18 protein-coding genes and 1 pseudogene are annotated in these 22,963 nt (G+C 45.1%); 8 read left to right on the forward strand and 11 right to left on the reverse strand.

Features of this window, described 5'->3' with window-relative positions:
* Positions 1–17 precede the first annotated feature (17 nt).
* Positions 18–629 (forward strand): response regulator transcription factor, encoded by a 612-nt coding sequence (locus ESB13_RS14465; RefSeq protein ID WP_129004358.1) that lies wholly within the window; start codon positions 18–20, stop codon positions 627–629.
* A gap of 144 nt (positions 630–773) precedes the next feature.
* Here the strand turns inward: ESB13_RS14465 and ESB13_RS14470 are convergent, their stop codons facing one another.
* From ESB13_RS14470 to dtd, 4 genes are read right to left on the reverse strand one after another with little or no spacing between them, the layout of a single operon-like run.
* The gene (locus ESB13_RS14470; RefSeq protein ID WP_129004359.1) at positions 774–2,237 is read right to left on the reverse strand and encodes a glycine--tRNA ligase; all 1,464 of its coding nucleotides are present in this window, start codon (positions 2,235–2,237) and stop codon (positions 774–776) included.
* 32 nt (positions 2,238–2,269) lie between these two features.
* Positions 2,270–3,223: a YihY/virulence factor BrkB family protein gene (locus ESB13_RS14475; RefSeq protein WP_129004360.1), complete on the reverse strand. Its 954-nt coding sequence runs from the start codon at positions 3,221–3,223 to the stop codon at positions 2,270–2,272.
* 16 nt (positions 3,224–3,239) lie between these two features.
* Positions 3,240–3,566 carry a nucleotide pyrophosphohydrolase gene (locus ESB13_RS23870; RefSeq protein WP_181955305.1) on the reverse strand — a complete coding sequence of 109 codons (327 nt, stop codon included), beginning with the start codon at positions 3,564–3,566 and terminating at the stop codon, positions 3,240–3,242.
* Entirely contained in the window at positions 3,567–4,019 is a 453-nt protein-coding gene (gene dtd, locus ESB13_RS23875) for a D-aminoacyl-tRNA deacylase (protein WP_181955306.1), read from the reverse strand.
* A gap of 30 nt (positions 4,020–4,049) precedes the next feature.
* Here dtd and arfB point away from each other — a divergent pair.
* The 3 genes and pseudogenes from arfB to ESB13_RS14495 all read left to right on the forward strand — a co-directional run.
* A pseudogene (gene arfB / locus ESB13_RS14485) lies at positions 4,050–4,457 on the forward strand (alternative ribosome rescue aminoacyl-tRNA hydrolase ArfB); the annotation flags it as partial.
* Positions 4,458–4,491: 34 nt separating this feature from the next.
* Entirely contained in the window at positions 4,492–5,997 is a 1,506-nt protein-coding gene (locus ESB13_RS14490; RefSeq protein ID WP_129004362.1) for an oligosaccharide flippase family protein, read from the forward strand.
* 132 nt (positions 5,998–6,129) lie between these two features.
* Positions 6,130–7,320, forward strand: a complete 1,191-nt coding sequence (locus ESB13_RS14495) for a hypothetical protein (protein ID WP_129004363.1) — start codon at positions 6,130–6,132, stop codon at positions 7,318–7,320.
* Positions 7,321–7,410: 90 nt separating this feature from the next.
* Here ESB13_RS14495 and ESB13_RS14500 read toward each other — a convergent pair whose 3' ends face one another.
* On the reverse strand, positions 7,411–8,628 hold the full coding sequence (locus ESB13_RS14500; protein WP_164974217.1) for an erythromycin esterase family protein: 1,218 nt from the start codon (positions 8,626–8,628) through the stop codon (positions 7,411–7,413).
* 225 nt (positions 8,629–8,853) lie between these two features.
* Between ESB13_RS14500 and ESB13_RS14505 the strand changes: the two genes are divergently transcribed.
* Genes ESB13_RS14505 through ESB13_RS14520 form a run of 4 tightly spaced genes read left to right on the forward strand, consistent with a single transcriptional unit; the run spans position 8,854 to position 12,290 of the window.
* Positions 8,854–10,017: an iron-containing alcohol dehydrogenase gene (locus tag ESB13_RS14505; RefSeq protein WP_129004365.1), complete on the forward strand. Its 1,164-nt coding sequence runs from the start codon at positions 8,854–8,856 to the stop codon at positions 10,015–10,017.
* A gap of 30 nt (positions 10,018–10,047) precedes the next feature.
* Positions 10,048–10,749, forward strand: coding sequence for a type 1 glutamine amidotransferase domain-containing protein (locus ESB13_RS14510; RefSeq protein ID WP_246022551.1), 702 nt, complete (start codon positions 10,048–10,050; stop codon positions 10,747–10,749).
* Between the two features lie 4 nt (positions 10,750–10,753).
* Positions 10,754–11,641 (forward strand): helix-turn-helix domain-containing protein, encoded by an 888-nt coding sequence (locus ESB13_RS14515; protein ID WP_129004366.1) that lies wholly within the window; start codon positions 10,754–10,756, stop codon positions 11,639–11,641.
* Between the two features lie 13 nt (positions 11,642–11,654).
* On the forward strand, positions 11,655–12,290 hold the full coding sequence (locus tag ESB13_RS14520) for an NAD(P)H-dependent oxidoreductase (RefSeq protein WP_129004367.1): 636 nt from the start codon (positions 11,655–11,657) through the stop codon (positions 12,288–12,290).
* A gap of 133 nt (positions 12,291–12,423) precedes the next feature.
* On the opposite strand, the gene ESB13_RS14525 is transcribed toward ESB13_RS14520, so the two are convergent.
* The 6 genes from ESB13_RS14525 to ESB13_RS14550 all read right to left on the reverse strand — a co-directional run bounded on the left by ESB13_RS14525 (position 12,424) and on the right by ESB13_RS14550 (position 22,765).
* Positions 12,424–15,642, reverse strand: coding sequence for a TonB-dependent receptor (locus ESB13_RS14525; protein ID WP_129004368.1), 3,219 nt, complete (start codon positions 15,640–15,642; stop codon positions 12,424–12,426).
* A gap of 49 nt (positions 15,643–15,691) precedes the next feature.
* Positions 15,692–15,946 carry a hypothetical protein gene (locus tag ESB13_RS14530; protein WP_129004369.1) on the reverse strand — a complete coding sequence of 85 codons (255 nt, stop codon included), beginning with the start codon at positions 15,944–15,946 and terminating at the stop codon, positions 15,692–15,694.
* Between the two features lie 91 nt (positions 15,947–16,037).
* Positions 16,038–16,424, reverse strand: a complete 387-nt coding sequence (locus ESB13_RS14535; protein WP_129004370.1) for a hypothetical protein — start codon at positions 16,422–16,424, stop codon at positions 16,038–16,040.
* A 201-nt stretch (positions 16,425–16,625) separates the two neighbouring features.
* A complete protein-coding gene (locus ESB13_RS14540; RefSeq protein WP_129004371.1) occupies positions 16,626–17,606 on the reverse strand; it encodes a hypothetical protein in 981 nt (326 codons plus the stop codon).
* Positions 17,607–17,640: 34 nt separating this feature from the next.
* Positions 17,641–19,542: a RagB/SusD family nutrient uptake outer membrane protein gene (locus ESB13_RS14545; protein WP_129004372.1), complete on the reverse strand. Its 1,902-nt coding sequence runs from the start codon at positions 19,540–19,542 to the stop codon at positions 17,641–17,643.
* 43 nt (positions 19,543–19,585) lie between these two features.
* Entirely contained in the window at positions 19,586–22,765 is a 3,180-nt protein-coding gene (locus ESB13_RS14550; protein ID WP_129004373.1) for a SusC/RagA family TonB-linked outer membrane protein, read from the reverse strand.
* Positions 22,766–22,963: the final 198 nt, after the last annotated feature.

The raw sequence follows: 22,963 nt of genomic DNA on the forward strand, positions 1-22,963 counted from the left end.
CCCGTTTGTAACTCTATATGCGAATCCTTATCATTGAAGACGAGATCATTATCGCCCGGTTTATGGAACAACAGTTAAGATCACATTTTAACTGCGAGATCCGGATAGCACTATCAACCGCCGAGGCTGCGCTCGAAATGGAACAATATTCCCCCCATCTCCTGCTATGCGATATCAATCTTAATGAAGACCAGAATGGCATTGAGCTGATAGCGAACCTGCAGAAGCATTACCTGTTCGAGGTCATCTTCATTACTTCGTACCAGTCGAAAGGCATTATTGAAGATGCGGCCCTTACCAAGCCTGCCAATTATATCATTAAACCTGTTGACGAAGTACAGTTATATGCCGGTGTACAGCTGGTGCTCACCCGTTTGAACGGCAATCCGCCTTCCGGCAAAAAGCAGCCTTCCGCCACCAATGTGCTCAATCATACGGAAAGGGAGATCATAAAACTCATTGCTCAGAAGAAAACGACCAAGGAAATTGCCCAGATGTTATTTCTGAGTCCGCATACCATTAAGAACCACCGCCATAATATCTGCCGCAAGCTGGAGCTTGATGACGAAAATAATGCCCTGCTTACATGGGTGTTACAGCAGAATATCGATGGGGATGCGCGATGGTAGCGCTTAGAGCCGTGAACGGCAGCGCGGTGGAATGGCAGCGCGGTGGAATGGCAGATGATGCAATGCCGGAAGGAAGTATATAAACTAATAAGGGGCTGACCATTACTTTTGGTCAGCCCCTTATTAGTTTATTGCTGAGGATACTTAGAATGTTTCTTTCAGTACCAGGTCTTTGATCTTATCGATATGGATACGTTCCTGGGTCATGCTATCGCGGTAGCGGATGGTTACCGTTTGATCTTCTTTGGTCTGGTGATCTATGGTAACACAGAACGGGGTGCCGATGGCATCCTGGCGGCGGTAGCGTTTACCGATGGCATCTTTTTCTTCGTAGAAACACCTGAAGAAAGGTTTACAGCTGTCGACCAGTTCTTTGGCAATTTCAGGCAGGCCGTCTTTCTTGGTTAAAGGCAGAACGGCCAGTTTTACCGGCGCCAGTTTGGCGGGCAGGTTCAATACCACGCGGCTGTCGGTGCTGCCGTCTTCCTTGGTAAGGGTTTCTTCGTTATAAGCATTAGAGAGTATGAGGAGGAACATACGATCGAGGCCGATAGATGTTTCAATGACATAAGGCACGTAGTTACCATAAGGTTTGCCTTCTTCATTGAGGTCGGTATCGAAATACTGCATCTTTTTACGGCTGTACTGCTGATGCTGTGTAAGGTCGAAATCGCTGCGGGAGTGGATACCTTCCACTTCTTTAAAGCCAATGGGGAAGTTGAATTCGATATCGCAGGCTTCCTTGGCATAGTGGGCCAGTTTCACGTGATCGTGGAAGCGGTATTTAGCGGGGTCGATGCCCAGGCTCAGGTGCCATTTCAATCGTGCGTCTTTCCAGTATTGGTACCATTCGCCTTCTGTGCCGGGGCGCACGAAGAACTGCATTTCCATTTGTTCGAACTCGCGCATTCTGAAGATGAACTGGCGGGCAACGATCTCGTTACGGAAAGCTTTACCGGTTTGTGCAATACCGAAGGGCACTTTCATACGCGCCGTTTTCTGCACATTCAGGAAATTCACAAAGATACCCTGAGCGGTTTCGGGACGCAGGTAGATGGTTTCGGCATCGCCAGCTACGGAGCCCAGTTTTGTATCGAACATCAGGTTAAACTGACGGATCTCGGTCCAGTTAACGGTACCGCTTACGGAACAGCTGATCTTATTGTCTTCGATCAGTTGTTTGAGTGCGGTAAAATCTTCTTTTGCCAGCAAACGTTCCATTTCAGCCAGCAGGGCTTCTGCTTCCTGTTCCTTACCGCCTTCGGTAAGTTTATCGGCAAAAGCTTCTATGAGGTGGTCGACGCGGTAGCGTTTTTTGCTGTCTTTGTTGTCGATCATGGGATCGCTGAAATTGTCGACGTGACCGCTGGCCTTCCAGGTAGTAGGATGCATAAAAATGGCAGCGTCGATACCTACGATATTATCGTGCAGCTGGGTCATTGATTTCCACCAGTAATCCCTGATATTCTTTTTCAGTTCACTGCCGTATGGGCCGTAATCGTAAACGGCGCTTAGGCCGTCGTAGATCTCACTGCTGGGGAAAACAAAGCCATATTCTTTAGCGTGCGATATAATCGCCTGAAATTTATTATCCTGTATACTGCTCATAGTGGCAGCAAATATAATAAGAACGGCATTTATTACTTAGCCTTTTCTGATGCGGCAACGACTTCCTGGGCGGCCAGGGATTCGTGATTTTCTTTTTCTACCTGGACTATATAAACCGCATAGTCATTGGGATAGATGTTCCGTCCGCGGAAACAGGCATATACCCGGGTAAAGCCGGCGCCGAAATAGAGGATAGCGGAAGAGTAGTACACCCATAATAACAACAGCACCATCGACCCGGCGGCACCATAGGTGCTGGCAACGGTACTTTTAGACAGATAAAAACTGATGCCGAATTTCCCCAGCATAAACAATATGGCGGTAGAAAAGGCCCCCATCCATACGTCTTTCCACTTCACCCGTGCATCGGGCAACACTTTAAAAATCACCGCGAACAAAAAGCTGATGACGCCAAATGTGACAACGTAATTGGTAATATAGGCGAGGTTGACATTGTTGTCGGGAAAAATCCGTGTCAGTTGATTCAAAAGCGTATCCATTACAGTATTTACCGCCAATGATACCAGCAGGATAAAGCCAAGTCCCACCACCATTGAAAAACTTATTAGCCTGTTCAGCACAAATTTGAGAATACCCTGTCCTTTTTTAGGTTTGGTTTTCAGATGCCAGATGGTATTAATGGAAACCTGGATTTCAGTAAACACACCTGTTGCGGCAAATACAAGCGATACAATTCCAATAACAGTAGCAAGCGTATTACTTCCCGAAATAGCCGCATTCTTCAGCATATCCTGCACCTGCGAAGCAGCCTGGGCACCAAGAAAATCATTCAACTGGTAATATACGCTTCCATTAATGGCGTCCCTGCCCCAGAAGAGATCCGCGATGGAGATGATGATGATAAGCATGGGGGCCAGTGCGAAAATGGTGTAATAAGCCAATGCGGCGCTCATGCGCAGGACACCATTATCCAGGAAGTCGTTTATGGCCTGCCAGAACATTTTTCCCCAGTCGCGTATTTTCATAGTGGGTCAGATTAGGTTACTTTAATTTTTCATTGTTCAGGTGTCGGTCACTGTCCCTGATGTTCTTCTTTTCGAAGTTCTTTTGTAAAGCATCGGTTAAATCCACGCCGGTTTGGTTAGCCAGGCATATCAAAACCCAAAGCACATCGGCCATTTCATCGGCCAGCTCTTTGCCTTTATCGGATGCTTTAAAAGATTGCTCCCCATAGGTACGAACCATTAACCGGGACAGTTCACCAACCTCTTCCATTAATATGCCAAGATTGGTGAGTTCTCCGAAGTAGCGCACTCCTACCGTTTTGATCCAGGTATCTACCTGTTCCTGGGCGTTTTTGATGGTCATTTATTCTTTGTTTTTAGAGTCTATGATAATGGTCACGGGGCCGTCGTTCAGCAATTCCACTTTCATATCGGCGCCAAAAACGCCGGTCTGGATTTTTTTGCCCAGGTGAAGCTCCAGCCTGGCTATCATTTTCTCATACAACGGAATAGCTACAGGCGGCTTGCTTGCCCTGATATAAGAAGGACGGTTCCCTTTTTTGGTGCTGGCATGCAGTGTGAACTGGCTTACCAGCAGTATGTTGCCGCCGGTATCTTTGATACTAAGGTTCATGACATCTCCGGCATCGTTAAAGATCCGGAGACCAGTTATCCTGGCACTCAGCCAGTTCACATCTTCATCGGTATCGGCATCTTCTATCCCTACCAATATTAATAAACCTGCCTGTATAGCTCCCACCGTTTCGGCGTTTACGACAACCGAAGCATGGGACACTCTTTGAATAACTGCCCGCATGATAGTAACTTTTAGTCTTAACTTTAACCTATGAAGATAGAGATAACGCCTGAAATAGCATTCCGTACGGCGCGAAGCGGCGGTAAAGGCGGTCAGAATGTGAACAAGGTGGAGACGATGGTGGAGGGGCGCTGGCAGGTTGGGGATTCGGCATTATTGACAGCGGAGCAAAAGCATGTTATACTAAAAAAACTTTCCAATCGTATTACATCGGAGGGGAGCCTGCTGGTAAAATCGCAGGCGCACCGGACGCAGCTGGGCAACAAGGAAGAGGTTATACTTAAGATGAACCAGCTGGTACAACAGGCGCTGGAAAAGAAAAAAGCCAGGATTGCGACGAAACCTTCAAAAGCATCGCAGGAGCGGCGGATAGAGCATAAAAAGCAGGCTTCCGGGAAAAAGCAAAACCGGCAGAAAATAAACCGGTACGATTACTGATCCACAAGTATTTTTGTTTCAAACAGGCATTGCGTTGAGTAATATTAAGAAATTAGCAGGGCAGACATTATGGTATGGAGTGAGTGCTATCGGGGCCAGGTTTATAGGCTACCTGCTGACACCGGTTTTAACTTATTCCGACAATATTACGATCGCCGATTTCGGCAAAATGGGTCTTATTTATTCGCTCATCCCTGTTTTAAATGCCGTATTCACCTACGGTTTTGAAACAGCCTATTTCCGTTTTGCCTCCAAAGACCAATACAAAAACAGTCTTTATAATACCGCGTTTCTGTCGCTGGTTTTCTCAACACTGGTGTTCACCTGCATTTTATGGCAATTCCAGGGAGCATTGGCAAGTTTTGCGGGTTTGACCGATTTGCCAGAACTGGTACACCTGGCTATTTTTCTCATTGCGCTTGATGCTTTGAGCACTATCCCCTTTGCCAGACTGCGGCAACAGGAGCGTCCTAAAAAATATGCTTTTATAAAAACAGCAGGCGTTATCCTGCACTTGTCGCTTTCCTGGTTCTTTGTCAATACCTGTCATGATATTGTGGCTAAGCACCCCAACCACCCGCTTAGTCTTATTTATGATATCAATAAGAACCCGATCTACTATGTAGTATTGGCAAACCTGATACAGGCCATATTTACTTTTGTATTACTGGGCAAGGAGCTTTCAGAGATCCGGCTGCGTATTAATCCTTCGTTATGGAAGGAAATGCTGGTTTACTCGCTGCCGTTGCTGATCGTAAATCTCGGCGGCATTGTCAACGAAACCTTCGACCGCATCATGCTTCGTGCGTGGGTGCCGGGTTCAGTGGTATTTAAAGACCAGCAGGTAGGAATCTACAACGCGTGCTATAAGTTATCGATCCTCATCACATTATTTGTGCAGGCGTTTAAAATGGGGGCGGAACCTTTCTTTTTTAAACAGGCTGAAGGACAAAGCCCTCAGCGGACCTATGCCCGTGTCATGAAGTTCTTCGTGATCGTACTCACGTTTATGTTCCTGGTGATCACCCTGTTCATGCCCATCTGGCAAATTATGATCCATCCCAAATACCGATCGGGTTTATCGGTTGTGCCTATATTGGTATTTGCCAATATTTTCCTGGGCATATACTATAACCTCAGCATCTGGTATAAACTGAGCAATAAAACCCTCGCCGGTACTTATATTACCTTTATAGGCGTGGGTGTAACTCTGGTAATCAACTACTTATTCATTCCACATTTCGGATATATTGCCAGTGCCTGGGCTACTTTTCTTTGTTATGGCACTATGATGGTCGTTAGCTACCGCTGGGGACAAAAGGCCTATCCGGTGCCCTATGCCTGGAAAAAACTGGTGGCTTTTATGGTGATAGTGGCGGTGTTTTATTTTATTCACCTGGGGCTTACCAGGTTATGGCACAACACCGTTTTCTCGCTGGCGGTGGGTGCTGTTTTAGTGCTTGTTTACGGGCGATTTTTACTGCTGGTAGAGAAAAAAGAGTTTCAGAAACTGCCTGTTGTCGGGAAATTTATAAAGTAAGCCTAATATGAGGCATGCAATTTGAATTTACCCACAGTCGAAACTGGTATTTCCCTATTTTCACGCGTAAGACAGGGACCTCTCTGTTGACCCGAAGCGTTAAAAGAAGAAATAGCCTAAAATATTAAACGGATGAAACGATTTCTGACCATCACAGCAATTGCCCTATCAACCAGTACCGGTTGGGCGCAGGTATCTGATTCATTGAATGACAAAGAGTTACGGGAGAGGATATTAAGTGAGATCCAAGTCAATTTTGACCGGCGTACCCGCACCATCGATTCTACAGTGTTTCGTCTCGACGAAAAAGTAGGTGATCTCGACAAATCCATCAAAGAATCCAAAGACGCCAAGGAAAAAGCCGACAAATTACTGTTGCGGGTTCAGGCTCTTGAAGACAAGCAGCGTGCAATTGACCAGAATGAACTGAATATATTCCAGGCCAACTACCAGTCGGCCCTGGTAAACCTGGTATCTATGGACCGGGAAATCAAGCCTTTATTATTATTCAACTCTACGCAGGCATTTTTTGGCGGACTTGGCGAAGCTGCCAATCCAATGAACTATCCCGGCTTCCAGGAATGGTACAAGCAATTCAATACCTACCTGCAAAGCAATAAAGAGAAAAGCCCGATGCTCAGCATCACCAGCAGCCTGCTTAATGTTACCGGCAGCGCAACAGGACTGGTGCCCTTAACCGGCCCCATTACCTCTGCCCTTTTCAGCAGTATGACCAGCTATATCGACAATATGGGCAAAAAAGAAAAAGACCTGAAGGCCCAGAGCGAGAAAATGCTGGCGCTTACGATGAAACTGAGCCAGTTCAACTACGATAAAGACCAGATCGAGAACGAATGGGAAACCATTACCAAAGAGCTGAAAGATCTGCAGGGGAAATATGAAAAATCCATTACCGAGAACCTGAAAACGCTGAACGTTAGTACAGCAGACTTTTCGGCCAATTTCACCAAAGAAAACGATGCGGAAAAAAGGTATCTCTACCTGACTGAATTACGCAAGAAGGCAGCAGAAAAGGTTTCCAAAGAAAAAGAAGCCAACCCCAAAGAATGGAAACAGCAGGTGTTTGTACCTATGAACGAGGTACAGTCGTTAAAGCTGCGTTTTGGTCAAACAACCTTCCGGATCAGCCAGAATATTGTAAAGTACAATGATCTTTTCGCCAAATACCGCAACGATGAGCAACTGGGCAGCCGTATCAAAGACCTGGAAGTACGCTTAAAAGAATTACAGGAAACATTTGATAAGGCATTTGATCCATTGGATTATATCAACTCTGCGAATAAGATGTATAAAGTGAGTTAATATAGGGTGTAAGCATTTTACGTCAACGTATAAACCAGCCGGCTAAACATCTCCTGAATGTTTAGCCGTTTTTTTTTATAAAGGCCTTGTTTACCTGCAGGGATACATTTCCTTTATATAAAAGACGCCATCATAATGCCGGTTCCAGCTTTCTTTCTGATAAATATGCCCTCGTCCCTTCATATAAAATGCTTCCTTAAAGTCCGGATATTTTTTATTGAAACGCCGGAAGTTGATGAAGGCAAATGGATCTCCCTTTTCGAGGAGCCAGCCATCTATACTTTCTTTCTGGCCAAATGAAACAGACTGTATTTTTTCCCTGTCGCCGTGCATTCCATCGTTAAACCATCCATGACTGCCAATTGCGGACGTAATACCCAGGCTATAAACGTTGCCCTGCAACGCTGCTGTTTCTGCCAAAAGGGAGCCCATATTCCTGCTTATCCACCTATTCTGAAGGCTGTTGCTATGCTTCATTATATGACTGTTTGCGGCCCAGACTATGATCTTTTCGCCTTTGTATTTTGAGCTTGCCAGCCAACTGACATTATCTGCCATTTGCCGGTCTCTTATAGAATCTGCCGCCTTCATCATTACCTGCTGTTGCCGCCCCCGTTTCATATATTCGTACTGCCTGACAAGTTGAAGCAGGTTGTTCGTTACCAGTATCCAATAATCATCTCCGGTTGATTTCTCCGGCAACTGCGTTTTAAGCTGTAAAAGCGCATCTTCCAGAAACGGATAATCAGTCTTATTTGCGGCTTCGAGATCTTTGTGCCTGATGAACGCATTAAGAGATGAAAGGAACCTGTTATAATGAGCTGTTCGGGCATAAGGCAGTTCATATTTCCGGAAGATACTATCCAGTTCCGTCACCAGCTTTTTACGGCTATAGTCCATAAGGAACTGGTTGTCGATACCCGTTATGCGAAGCGGCCTGCCTGTTGTATATGTCTGCAGCATATAATGGTAGAAAAGATCGTTTGTTGTTGAGCAGTTTGCCCATACGGAGCTGATATTATTATGCAAAAACTGCCGTATCGAGGCTGTATCAGTTGCCACCGTTTCAAGACCACGTGTCAATGCATAAAGATCACTTTCCATAGCCAGGACATTAAATCCCAGGCTATCGTGCAGATACTTAACAATTTTTGATTTGGCTAAAAACGCAGCGCCATCACCATGCCACTGCTCTCCCAGCATTACGATCCGGGCATTGCCTATTGCTTCACCAATAGGTTTAAGATCAGCCTGTTGCAACTCTGCATTCTTTATGAGATAAGATTCTTTCCTTACAAAACTCTTCATCCGGCTATTTGTGCAACCAAACAATAAGAATACTGTTATAAAGAACATCCATTTATTCATTTGCTGAATTTAATTCATCCTAATATGAACGCAAAATGCCCTGTTATATATCCTTTACCTGCCAATTATTTCCCTGTTCGTAAAAAAGTATCATAATCACGCAGATTCGTATAAACAGGCAATTGGCAGATGGTTCTAATTTTGTATTATTAAAACAATCGGTTTATGACCAATTTCGAATTATACAATCCTACCCGGCTGGTGTTCGGGGCAGGACAAATCGTCAAGCTGAAAGACCTGGTACCGCAAAACGCGAAAGTATTAATGGTTTATGGCGGTGGCAGCATCTTCAAAAACGGCATTTATGAGCAGGTAAAGAATGCTTTAGAGGGCTTTTCCATTACTGAGTTCGGCGGCATTGAGGCTAACCCGCATTATGAAACATTAATGAAGGCTGTTGAAGTCATCCGCAAAGAAAAGCTTGATTTCATTCTTGCTGTTGGCGGCGGCTCGGTGATAGATGGCGCCAAATTCATTTCGGCTGCTGTAAAATTTGAGGGTGACCCTAAGGAGATCCTGTATAAAAGGATGGCGATACGTGATAATGCGGTTTCTTTCGGCACAGTACTTACTATTCCCGCTACCGGCAGTGAAATGAATTCCGGATCGGTAGTTACCATTGCTGAAACGCAGGAGAAACTGGCGTTTGGCGGGCCGGCCCTATTCCCCGTATTTTCGGTTTGTGATCCCAATGTGATTGTATCGTTACCCAAGCGGCAATTACAGAATGGTGTGATAGATGCTTTCACGCATGTGATGGAGCAGTACCTCACCTACCCTGCCGACGCTTATTTGCAGGACCGGTTCTCGGAAGGCATTCTTCAGACACTCGTGGAAACAGGCCCCAGGGTAGTGGAGCAACCTGACAATTATAAGCTGGCAGCCAACTTCATGTGGAGCTGTACCATGGCGTTGAACGGTCTGATACAAAAAGGGGTGCCTACCGACTGGGCTACACATATGATAGGTCATGAATTGACAGCCCTCTATGGCATAGACCATGCGCGCACACTGGCAGTTATAGCGCCTAACCTGTACAGGGTGTTGTTTAGCGCCAAAAAGGAAAAGCTGGCGCAATATGGCCGCCGTGTATGGAATATACAGGGTGATGATACGGATGCTATTGCCCGCGAAGCCATCAGCAAAACAGAAGCATTCTTCGATGAAATGGGTATGGAGCGTAAGTTATCGGCTTATACCCCGGATTACGCGGCTACCGCGGATATTATCGTAAAACGCTTTGAAGCACGCGGATGGGCGAAGCTGGGAGAGAACGGGATCGTGACACCCGACAAGGTGAAAGAGATCGTGGAAATGAGCTACAATTAATATGCATTTATTTCTTTAAAATATAAACTCATGTCAACAGCAATCATTAAAATACTGATCGTACTTACGTCTCATAGTCAGCTAGGCAATACCGGCGAGAAAACCGGTTTCTGGGTAGAAGAATTTGCGGCCCCCTATTATGCGCTGGTGGATGCCGGTTATGATGTAACAATAGCATCGCCGCTGGGAGGCCAGCCTCCTATCGATCCTAAAAGTGCAGCCCCGGAATCGCAGACGGAAGCCACCAAGCGCTTCTACGCCGATAAGGCATTACAGGAAAAGCTGGCACATTCACAAAAGCTGAGTGATGTAAAAGAAAGTGATTATGCCGCCATCTTTTACCCCGGCGGACATGGTCCTTTATGGGATTTAACCAATGACAAACATTCTATTGCCCTGATAGAAGCCTTTTATGCCAGCGGCAAGCCCGTTGCAGCCGTATGTCATGCTCCTGCCGTACTGTTACATGCACACACGCCTTCCGGCGAACTGATCATTAGCGGCAAAAAAGTTACCGGCTTCTCGAATGAAGAAGAAGCGGCTGTTAAACTCACTAATGTAGTACCTTTCTTACTGGAAGATGAGCTGAAGCAATCGGGAGGTGTTTATAGCAAAGGAGCCAACTGGGGCAGCTATATATTACAGGATGGTCAGCTGATCACTGGTCAGAACCCGGCGTCTTCAGAAGCAGCAGCGAAGGCATTGATGTCTTTACTGGAAAGTAAAAAATAATACTATGCAACATTTCGCGAAACTCGAGAACCTGATGCATAACTATGGCTATCCGCCGCCGGAAAGCCCTATGTTCAGCATGGTACGCTGTAATGGTGGCTGTGGTACCGGGGTTCAGAAGTTCACTACCGATTTTTATATTATCAGTCTTAAGAAAATGAAATCGGGCAGTATCACCTATGGCCGTACCAACTACGACAGCAATGGAGGATCACTGTATTTTATGAAGCCGCAGCAGATGGTGGAATTGCGCGATGTAGAACTGGAAGAAGGTGGCTTCAGCATTTATATCCGTGAAGATTACCTGTTCGGCCATCCGCTTCACGACGATATCAAGAAGTATCATTATTTTGATTATGATATCAATGAGGCACTTCACCTGTCGCCTTCGGAGGAAAAGGCTATCTGGGACCTGTTCGATAAAATTGAAGCGGAATATCATAATACGCAGGATGAATATACGCGGCAGATCATACTCACGCATGTAGACGCGATACTGAAATATTCGCAGCGTTATTATAAACGCCAGTTTCTTAACAGGGCAAACCTTTCCGGAGTAATGGTCACCCGTTTTAACCGTCTGTTGGAGGAATACCGACAAAGCGGTAAAATGGAGAAGGACGGTATTCCAACGGTGAAGGGGGCTGCGGAGCAACTGCATGTATCGCCGCGTTATCTTTCAGATCTGCTGAAGACAGAAACGGGGAAAACAGCGCAGGAACTGATACATTTGTTCCTGATAGCGGAAGCCAAGAATATACTGATAGGAACTGATAAGACTATTGCAGAAACAGCTTATAGTCTTGGATTTGAAAACCTGCCTTATTTTTCGAGGCTGTTCAAGAAGCAGGTAGGCAAGACGCCGGTGGCTTTCCGCAATTCGTTGAATTAAAAACAAGTTAGTTATGGCACTCATAGAAGATTTAAAATGGCGTCATGCCACGAAGGCTTACGATCCGAATAAAAAAGTAAAAGAGGAAGATCTGCAGAAGATACTGGAGGCGGCGCGACTGGCTCCTACTTCTTCAGGTTTGCAGCAGTTCAGGATACTGGTACTCACGAACCAGGAAATCAAAAAGCAACTAAGTGCGCATGTATTGAACCCGGAAGTAATGGTTGATTGTTCTCATGTGCTGGTATTTGCTGCATGGGACCGTTATACGGAAGAGCGTATAGACAGCATCTACGATCGTACTACCGACGAAAGGGAACTGCCTCGCGGCCGCTTTAGCAGCTATACCGATAAGATAAAGAGCATATACCTGCCGCAAACTGCAGAAGAGAATTTTGTACATACTGCCCGTCAATCTTACATTGGCTTTGGTATGGCGATAGCGCAGGCTGCTGAGCTAAGAATAGACAGCACCCCGGCAGAAGGTTTCGACAATGCCAAGGTTGATGAAGTGCTTGGCCTTGCATCGAAAGGATTGAAAAGTGTTACGCTGCTTTACCTGGGCTACCGCGATGCGGAGAAAGACTGGTTGGCAAGTATGAAGAAGGTTAGGAATACGATGGAAGAGTTTGCTATTTATATAAAATAATGCTAAAGAAGGCTTTATTCCTAATATTACAACTGGGTTTACCGACTTATAGCATTCTAAAAAGAGCAGAAAAATATACAACAAAGGATGGCTGTTTTTTAATTTAAAGCAGCCATCCTTTGTTATTGAATCATTAGAAAGAATATCTCAATCCAGCCTGCATCTGGTAGCGCGATCCAAAGAAGTCGATGGAATAAGGCGCTGAATTAGGCTTCTTCCAATTGTCGTACTTAGGATAAGCAGTAGCAGTTCCTGCAACAGAAGGAGATCCCAGTCCGATATCCGCTGTTGAGTTAAAGGTATTGGGTGAGAAATACTGATGTCCCCAATTGCCATTCAACAGGTTTGTCAGGTTAATGATATCATACGTGAAGGTAATGGTATGCATATGTTTGCCTGTCTTGATATTAAAGTCCTGTGCAAAACGGAAGTCAAGCTGCGTATTCCAGGGCGTACGTCCACCATTACGTTCGGTAAAATTACCTCTTCTTGAATTGAGGTATTTGTTGCCATCGATATACGCATCGAAAGCAGCAGCAGTTGCCTGATTCGTAAAGAAATTACTCACTTCTGCTTTAGTAGGAATGTATACCAGTCCCACCTGCTGGCCGGCGTTATTAATGGTATTAAGTGTACCATAGGTAAACGGAACTCCAGACTGCGTATTAAAGAACAATGCAAAGTTAGAAATGAATTTATTGCTCTTGTTCCAATCGAGACGATAGTTCACTGTAGATACGATACGGTGACGCACGTCGAAGTTAGAGTAGGCCAGTCCAGGACTGTTTGGATTTAATGCCTGGTTTAACTGCCAGTTAGATTCCATTGAGTTACGAATACCATTGGTGATATCTTTAGACTGACCATAGGTATAAGCAGCCATAAAATTCAGACCAAAGGGGAACGTTTTGTTCACCTGGCCTGTAAGGCTATAACGGTAACCTTCTTTGGTATTTGACAAGAGGTAGGCGTTGGTGAATAAGCTGTTGATCTTCGATTTAGGGAAGATCGGCTGCTGCTTCTGCGTATCATACACCATATAAGTTGGCGCATCGGTGATATTTACCTGCTGGAATTTCAGGTCATAGATCACTTTTGTATAGATACCTTCTACGCTGAACTTCCATTGATTATCGGTGGTATATTCCATTGCCAGACTGCTTCTCCATGCCTGTGGCATTTTAAAGTTATTATCGATCAGGTCGACCTGTGTTTGTTTGGCAGGATCGGAGATATCCCAGTTGTTTTTCTGGGCATAATTCGCTTCACCATTGTTACCGGAAATGGCATCGCGGATAGGATCTGTACCAGCCACTTTTGCAGGCGGGTTGCCATCGTAAGAACCGTATGTTACACCGTTATTATAGTAGGCATATCCTAACCATGCGAAAGGAATACGGCCGGTAAAGACACCTGTACCGCCTCTCAGGATAAGGCTTTGATCTCCTTTAACATCATAATTGAAACCAATACGGGGAGACACCTGTACTTTACCCAGGAATTTGTTCTGAATGTTTTTGGGTAAGGTATAGTTGTAGGTAGTTCCATAATTAGGATCTACAGGAGAGCCGGTTGTTTTGGAGCTCAGCGGCTGCTTGTTAGGCATATCTGCGAGGTCGAAACGTAAACCAGGCGTCAGTTTGAAACGGCTGCTTAGTTGAATTTCATCCTGCGCATAGGTGCTGTAGAGATTTACTTTAAACTGAGCAGGCGGGTTGTTCATGATATAATCGCGCGTATTATTTGTATAATTATAGTTTGTTCGTACGCGCTTGGGATTATTTTCAAGGAAATCTTTGATAGAACCATATTCTACCCTACCATTCCAGGAGTTCACGAATCCATAAGTGATGTTATAGAACTCGTTGTGAGTACCAAAAGTAAAGGTGTGGTTGCCTCTCAGGTAGGTAAAGTTATCGGTAAATTCAAAAGTCTTTTGTTTCATATTAAAGATGCTCGCCTCCCGATCGGTCCCAAGGAAGATAGTGCCACTATTGTTGGCTATCTGAATCTGTGGTAAAGCAGGGTTAGATAGCGGGTTGCGATAGTCGTGTATATCTGAATAACCTAATACCAGGCTGTTCGATAATGAATTCGAAAAACGTGTTTTCAATTCAGCTACAGTAGAAGTTTGGTTATTCACCTGTTTGAAGTCAATGCTGCTAAAACGGAAATTTTGCTGGTCGCGTTCGAGGTTCGTTGCCTCTGAGCGGATGGTATTGTTACGGATAGAAAGCTGGTTTTTGCTATTGATATGCCAGTCTACGCGGTTAAAGAACTTCGTAGAGTTGGAATAGATCTTATAGTTACCATAGGTACCTGCATCTACGCCATATGTGTTCTTCATGTAATCTGAGATCTGGATAGCCTGTGCTTCTGTGATAACGGGCATATCGGAAGATCCTGCTGCGAGGATCACGGGGTCCTGACGACGGGTGATCTCTTCGTTTGTGAAGAAGAAGAGCTTGTTTTTGATAATAGGCAAACCAACGCGGAAGCCTGTTTGGTAGTCGTGAAAATCGGAAGGCATTTTAGACTTGTCGCCGGCGTTGTTTTTACCGGTCAGGGAAGCATTGCGGCCAAAGCCGTAAACGGAGCCATGCACTTCGTTGGTGCCGCTACGTGTAACTGCGTTGATAGAGCCGCCCAGGAAGTTACCTATTTTAACATCGTAAGGCGCGAGGTATACCTGGATATCCTGGATAGCATCCATAGAAACAGGATTGGTACGGGTGCTGCTGCCGGGCTGACCAGATGCGTTGGTTTGTCCACCCAATGAAGGGCTAAAGCCGATGGCATCATTGTTAATAGCACCGTCGAGCGTTACGTTGTTATAGCGAAAGTTGGTACCCATGAAAGAGTTGTTGCTACTTTGAGGGGTTACCCGGGTCATGTCCTGCAGGCTACGGCTGATGGTAGGCAGGCTTTTCAGCTGGTTCTGACCAATCTGGATACCGGCGCCTGTTTTGAGGCCGTTTTTACGGCCACCTTTTACAACTACTGTTTCCAGGATAGCAGATTCGTCCTGCATTTTAAAATTAATGGTGTTTGTTCCAAGCGTAAGCTGCAGATCAGTTTTCACCTCTTCTTTTTTACCAACAAAGCTGACAGTAATGGTGTAAGGACCACCGGGATTGAGGTTCGCTATCAGATAACGTCCATCTTTATTGGTATGCGCATCGTAGCTACTGCCGGTAGAAGGGTTCACCAGCTTGATAGAAACACCGTCCAGGACTTCGTCTTTAGGACCAATAATCCTTCCGGATACCTGGGCGGATGTGATCTGTGCCTTCACACTCAGCGAGGTACAGGCAAAGAGCATAAAATAGAAAGCCAATTTAAATAGTCTCATATACAACTATGTTTTAAAAAAAGGGGTAAACTGTTTATCAGGTGAATAATTAAAGTTTCAAATGTTTAGATCTCGAAGCACGAAGTTTCAGACGTGTATTGGTTTGGACATACTCATACTGCTTGATCAGCGTTCTGAGCTGCGCAGTCAGATCGTCGCATTGCCTGAAAATGTTCTGAAGCAACATCAACGTCTGTTTGAATTCTTCTGTCTGCGTATCGCAGCCTTCATTTTCAAGCCGTGTGATAGTAGTCCATGCAGCGTCCAAAAACTTATCGTGCCTTGCCTGTGAAAGGAAGGACATAAAGCTGCATTGGATGATGAATAATGTAAATACCAGATCTATCGGCCAGGGAATGGATAGCGCCTGTTCAGAGAGATCACAGATAGAAAGATCAAACCAGATCTGGCGGAGGGCAAAATAATGCAGAGAAGTCGTTGCTAATGAATTGACAGCCTCGATCGGGTTCCGATGTCATATTAATGGGCTTGTCGGGTGTTTTTATTGTTGGATAGAGGTTGCGGATATTATCGCAAACAATTTTTTGAGTGAGCTTATTAAAGGAATGCTGGTCTTCGCCGTGAGATTCGGGGAACAGGGAGTGGTTACCTGTAATTCCTTCCACGATCATCTCTACGAATGAGTCAATATCATCTCTATGACCCGATCCGAGCCTGAGTCGTCCATGGAAAATATGGTCGGTATCAATGCTCAGATTGAAGATCTGCATTGCCACCAAGAATACAATGGTCCTGGATAAATGATATCGTAATGTCCTCATCAAACCGAAGGCAAAGCTATTCTCATTTCTGCGTGACCCGGGTGAAGCCTACGTTAAGAAATCGTTACCAAACACTCAAGCTTTCGAAATACAATGGTCATCCGATTGCTATGGAAGCCGTTGATACCTTATAACCAAAACGGCTTGAACCAGTTTTCCCTGATTCAAGCCGTCTCATTTTTGTATTATAGCAGCTGGCCGTTATGGCTGCATTTTCCATGATAAATTAATGTATGTTCTGCCTTCACTGTCTTTTTTCGCTACATTAAACAGGATAACGCCGTATTTGCCTTCGTGGTTCCTAAAGAAGACAAACTTACTTGTAAACATATTATTGCGATCGCCTTCGGCCCTTTTATCGTATGCGGTTTGTATAAAGGGAATAAAAGTTTTCTTTTTGGCTTCCGTTATGATCTTGTCAACTGTATTGAAGTTAACCCTCAGCTTTTCTTCGGACCCATCTTCCGGGGCAGAGAAGACAGTTGCCCTTTTTGTCCATTTACTGAAATCGTATAATTTATTAGGATTAGGGTTGGCTGCGATGGGATATACTATCAGCGGGTAATAGGTAACCGTTGAGTCGACACCGTTGAATTTCACCAGGGTATCTTTCCGTGTCATGTAAAATCCCATATCGACGCTGTCGGATTTGGCAGCACCGTCGAGGTAACTAAATGTACGCGCTGTTGTAAATGAAATGAAAGAATATGCTTTGCCGGCAGTATCAGCTATATAGATGCTACGATTTGTAAAATAGCTGAATTCCGACTTCACTTTAATTCTTATTTCTTTATATCCATCGCCCAGATAAACAGAAGCCCTGTTCACGGCCCATATGCGATAAGTAGTATAACCTACGCCCATATCTTTTCCGTAGAACTTGTAGGTGCCGGTAGCCTTTTTCGTTGGCTGGATATTAGTAACCGTTCCCCCGGACTGGCCTGCTTTAAACAGCGCTATTCCATACATTTCCTCGCCCGGGCATTCGATGGTGTAATTCACCGTTACGGAATCGGTAGCAGAAATTTCTATCAAGCCATCCTCTCCGGGAGTTTTATCCATCTGAAGGTCGAGCGTAACATTGAACATATTAAAGATGTTCGGCGCTTCTTTAGCACAGGAGGTTAGTAATAATCCAAACCCCGCAACCAGTGACATTTGTTTTATATCAAAAAGTTTCATTTCGTCTTTATTTAAAGTGAACGGGTATTTCATTTTAGTCCAACGGATCAAACGTACCACCTTCCCAGCCGATAGTTTGTTCGAGCAATGAACTGGATTGAAGGAATACGTTGTTGAATCCAAAGAAGTAATAGTATTCCGGCATAGACATACCACCGACGCCACTTGGGAGATTTGTTCCTTCGTAAGGCAGGAAGAAGCGGTCTACCGTTGCGGGGTTATTGATATCGATGGTATCACGGTTGGCTCTTGTAGGATCGGACGCCATTGCTTTTACCAGAAAATCTTTAACGGTAGCGCTATCTTTTACAGCTGGTCCTACCCAGATTTTACCGGTGGCTAATTTCGGGCCTTCCTTGAAGTAGTAAAGGGCTCCTGTAAGCAAATGCATACGCCTTGTTCTCCGGAGATCATCGTTTCTCTTACCTTCAAAAGCAAACTCTACCATTCTTTCATTGAGGATGAGGTCGCGCATCTGGTCTTTATCGTTTGCGAGAGCGAGGCCATAATCGTAATTACCTTGCTCTATGCCTGCCCTTTTCCTGATAAGCCTAACCATTGCTTTGGCTGTTCCCAGATCGCCTGTTTCATTAGCAGTTTCGGCATAATTGAGCACTACTTCCGCGAAGCGCAGTTCAATCCAATCCATACCACTACCGCCGACGTCGTTATATTTAACATCTGCCACAGCAAGGTTCGGAGAAGTAAATCTTTTGACATACATCGCAGATTTATCATCGCCACCGCCGGTATACGTCCATTGTCTTCGTGTACTTTTAGCACTCAATGCCCAGTTGCAGCCATTGAAACCGATAGTTACATTAAAACGCGGGTCGCGGTTTATCCAGAAATGGGTTTCATCATATTTATATGCGGATGATGCGGCAGTAATAGGCACGCCGTCTTTCATCGTATAGGCGTTTACCATTCTAACACTTGGTTTGTAACAGTCTTCAACAGATCCACCTTCGGACGCCGGTCTGCTTCTGGCCTCTACATTATTTCCTTTTTTATTGATGGCGGTACCGTATGACCTGACGATCAAAGCTTCTCTATTCGCTACGCCTTCGGTCTGGAAAACAGTTGCATAGTTAGACATCAGATCATAGTTGCCTGCTTTACAGATCTCGTAAGCTTTGCGGGCGGCCTCATTGGCTTCCTGCCAGCGTGCCGGCTCATAAGTATGTTTGCCGTCGTTTATGGGATTAAACTGGGGGCTGGCCCATAATAACAATGCTCTTGATTTAAGCGCCGCTACCGCTTCCTTGTTTATTCTGCCAACGGGCTCTTTGTAGGTTACACCTTCGAGATTTGATGCAGCCGCATCGAGGTCTGCAATGATCTGCTTAAACATATCCCTTGCTTTTGAGCGCCTTACCAATTCGACACTCTGAGGGTTAACTGTTTTAGTGATCAGTGGCACACCTCCGTAATACTTGGTCAGGTTGAGATAAACCATGGCCCTCAATGCATAAAACTGTCCCATAAACTCTTTGATCTTTTCCTGAGAAAGACCTTTGCTATTGGGCAGGTTATCAAGGGCCATATTACATTTCGAAATATCGAAGTAGCGGTTATCGCCGATATTGGTACCCTGGTATTTGGTACCGATATATTTAAAATTATCGGCGATGAGCGTACCTTTTGCGTTAAACAACTTTTGTGTCAACTCCTGTGTAGACCCATAAGCATTTTCATCGCTGGCATACGTGATCCCGATATTGTTAGCGGTATTCTGGAACGGGAATTCGGGCATGATGACCTGGTAGGTTTCGTTCAGAAAATATTGAACAGAGCCTTCGCCATCCCAGATACGGCCGTCGACGCCATCGTGGTCTACCACTTCGAGGAAGTCGGAAGTCTTTTGGCAGCCGTGCAATGTCATGAGCAGCGGCAGCGCCAGTATTTTTATGGAAGTATATAATTTACGCTTCATTGTTTATTCTTTTTAGAATACATTCATATGGTTCAGTGCCATGTTATAAGCTAAGGTTTACCCCTAAGGAGATGGTTCTCAAGGTGGGGTAATCGTAGATATAGCTGGAATAAGGGTCTTTGTAAGGCAATGGATTTTTCAACACCCAAAGGTTATTGCCTGTAAGTACCAAACGTGCTCCGCTCAGGCCGGCTTTCCGAGTTAATGAGACCGGCAGCGTATAGCTAATGGTCATATCGTTCACCCTGATCATGGTTCCATCAACGGCCCAGAAATCGGACTGTACATCGAGGGTGGGGTCGTCACCTCTTGGGAACCTGCCGTTGGGATTATCAGGACTCCATTGGTCTTTCCACATCGTAGACACGTTGGTATAAGCTGTCGGGCGTTCCTTCCTGATCTTGGAATCATAGAATTCTTTTCCGCCAAACCGGGCCGCAATGTTCACATTGACTGTAAATGCTTTGTGAGATACGGAGAACTGCGCATTGGTCGCTATTTTGGGATCCGTTCTTTTAAACATCAGGGTTTTATCGGCAGCAGTAATTACACCATCTCCATTAATATCTTTAAAGTACAACCATCCCGGCTGTGGAATCCTGGTATAAATAGTATAGCCAGGGTTTTTATTGAGGAAGGCGTCCACTTCGTCCTGGGTTTTGAACATACCCTGAGCGATGAGGCCAAAGTTTCCTGTATTGTATACGCGGGGATCGGTGCCCAGCTGGTATTGCCAATCATCGGGATAATTGATCCAGAGGTTGTTGGAGTTGATAAACATTTGTGTGATCCTGGAGTTACCAAATCCGAAGTTGACACTAGCTTTCAGGTTCCAGTCGTTCCTGAAGGGCTGGTTATAGGAGATAGAATATTCAGAGCCCCAGTTGTAGCGTTGCATGTAGTTCATGACAGGGGCGGTAAAACCTGCGTACATGGGATAGTTCTTATCATTACCCTTATCGAATGCATCGTAGCCATAGCTCTGGAAGAATTCGATGCCCAGGTTCAACCTGTTCCTAATGAGGCCGATCTCAAAACCAACATTTAGTGTTCTTTTCCGTTCCCAGGTAATATCAGGATTTGGGATGATCTGTGGCTGCAGGCCTGGCACTACTGCTGCCCCTCCCCAATAGTAAGACTCTTTATTCACCTTAAAACGTTCCTGCCAAAGTCTTGCATCGATGCGGTCATCGCCTGTAAGGCCCAAGCTGGCTCTCACTTTAAAGAAATCTATAAAGTTGACATTGTTTCTAAAGAAGCGTTCATCGCTCATCACCCAACCGACACCCACAGTAGGTGCAACACCCCAGATCTTTCCTTTTGCAAAATTTGAGGAAGCGTCGAAGCGGGTAATACCGGTAATAGAATATTTACCCTTGTAGCTATAGGAGAAGTTAGTAAGGTATGAACGCTTAGTTGCTTCGGTCATTGTTGCCGATGGCGGAGACGCTGTTTCAAAAGCCCATGGCTCATCGAAACCCGGTATATTCTGTTTCCGCCAATCCTGGCTCATGCCGGAACCTTTGGATGCAGCCTGTTCGCCAGTTCCCATTATCGAGAATTTGTGGTCGCCGATGCTCTTCTGGTATTGCACTGTTACGAAGAAACGATAACCGCTGCTCTGCGACTGAGAGCGCTCCAGCTTCGAATTTGCGTCGGCATTGGCTATTACCGTATCCCTGATCTGTTCTTTGTACAATACGGTATTAAACATATTGTAGCGCATGAGCTGGTAGCCGGGCGTGAAAGTTGCGTTTGTAGCATTGCTGCCGGTTTGAGAAGCCTGGAATCTAACGGTAAGCCCCTGCAACCAACCTGATTCCGGCTGGTAGATAAGGGCTGCGTTAATACCGTATGAACGGCCATTTTCATTGGTATAGAAGCCAGACGAAGCCATACCTCCGGGGTGTATGTTATCGTATTTGTCCTTGCCAATCATTGGATTCACGTAATTGCCGTTAATGGTATAAGGCACCCAGCGTGGCATCGTATAGATCTGGTCGAGGAAATCCTGGTCGTTAGGGCTTTTAGGGTTCTGACTTTTCCTGATATTGTTATCGACGTTGAAGTTGATCTCCGTTCTGAAGCCTTTGCCGAGTTTAGCAGACAGGTTACTGCGCAGTGTGTATTTATCTGCTTTGATATTTGCGTAGTTACCATTCTGACTTTGATAACCTCCACCCACTGCAAAGGTCACCCTATCGGAGCCGCCTGACATATTCAAGCTGTGGCGCTGCGTTAATGAAGGCTGCCAGATCTCATCAATCCAGCTTTTATAATTGAGGTTCTTCAGGTAGTTGTTCAACGAAGAATCTGAGAATACGATATTTTCCTCGTTTTCCTGTTTATAGGCGTAGCGATTTGACTGGTTGACAGCTAATGCCAGTTCGTATGCAGAAAGCATTTCAGGCATTTTTGTTGCGTCGTTCACTCCTGCAAAACCGGTATAAGAGAATTTAGTAGGTCCTGCTTTGCCTCTTTTGGTAGTTATAAGTACCACCCCTTTTGAACCTGATGCTCCATACATGGCGGCGGCGGCATCTTTAAGGATGGTAAGGTCTTCAATCATGGTAGGATCAAGCGCATCGAAAACTGCTTTATCTACGATGATATTATCTATCACATATAAAGGCTCGGTGGTAACGCCGTATCCTGCCGCTGTTGTAGATACAGCGGAGTTACGGATGTTCAGTGATATGGCTGATCCTGGTTTACCTGAAGTAGCACTTACACCGAGGCCAACAATACGCCCTCTTAATGCGGCGGCCACATTAGGTACGGGAAGATCCTGAATTTCACTTCCTTTTATTGTTGGCGTTGCAAAGGGGTTGTCTCTTTTACGCGTACCCTGACTGTAGCCCACCACGATAACATCGTTCAGGCTGGTGTTGGAGGGTTGCAGTACAATATCAACAGCACTTTTTCCTTCCAGTTTAATTTCCAGATTAGCCATACCAACATGTGAAGCGATAAGTGTTGTAGCATTGACAGGCACATCAATTTTAAATAAACCTCCGGGCTGGCTCATCACTTTAGCACCACCTCCTTTGGCTTCTATCACCGCATTTTCGAGCGGAACGCCCTTATCATCCTTAATAGTACCTGTGATCGTCTTTTTGATTGCGGCACTCTGCGAAGAAGATTCGCTTTTTTCTTGCGAGTAGGAAACGACGGGCACAGCTACGAAGAAGCCAAAGGCCCAGGCAAGCAGGATCGGTTTCATAAGCAAACTAATGTTTTAAATAATCGTTAAATAATTCAGGCTGCTAAATTAGCAACAACAACATGCGACCAACAATGACACATTCGTTTATAATGATGGATTATTTAACTATTTTAAATTCTTAAAAATCTATGAAAGTCAATGCCAGAAAGGATTACAGAAAATACAAAAAGCAGCAAGCACCCTCATGAATGAGGG

The organism is Filimonas effusa (genome assembly GCF_004118675.1).
In the GTDB taxonomy this organism is placed as follows: Bacteria; Bacteroidota; Bacteroidia; order Chitinophagales; family Chitinophagaceae; genus Filimonas; species Filimonas effusa.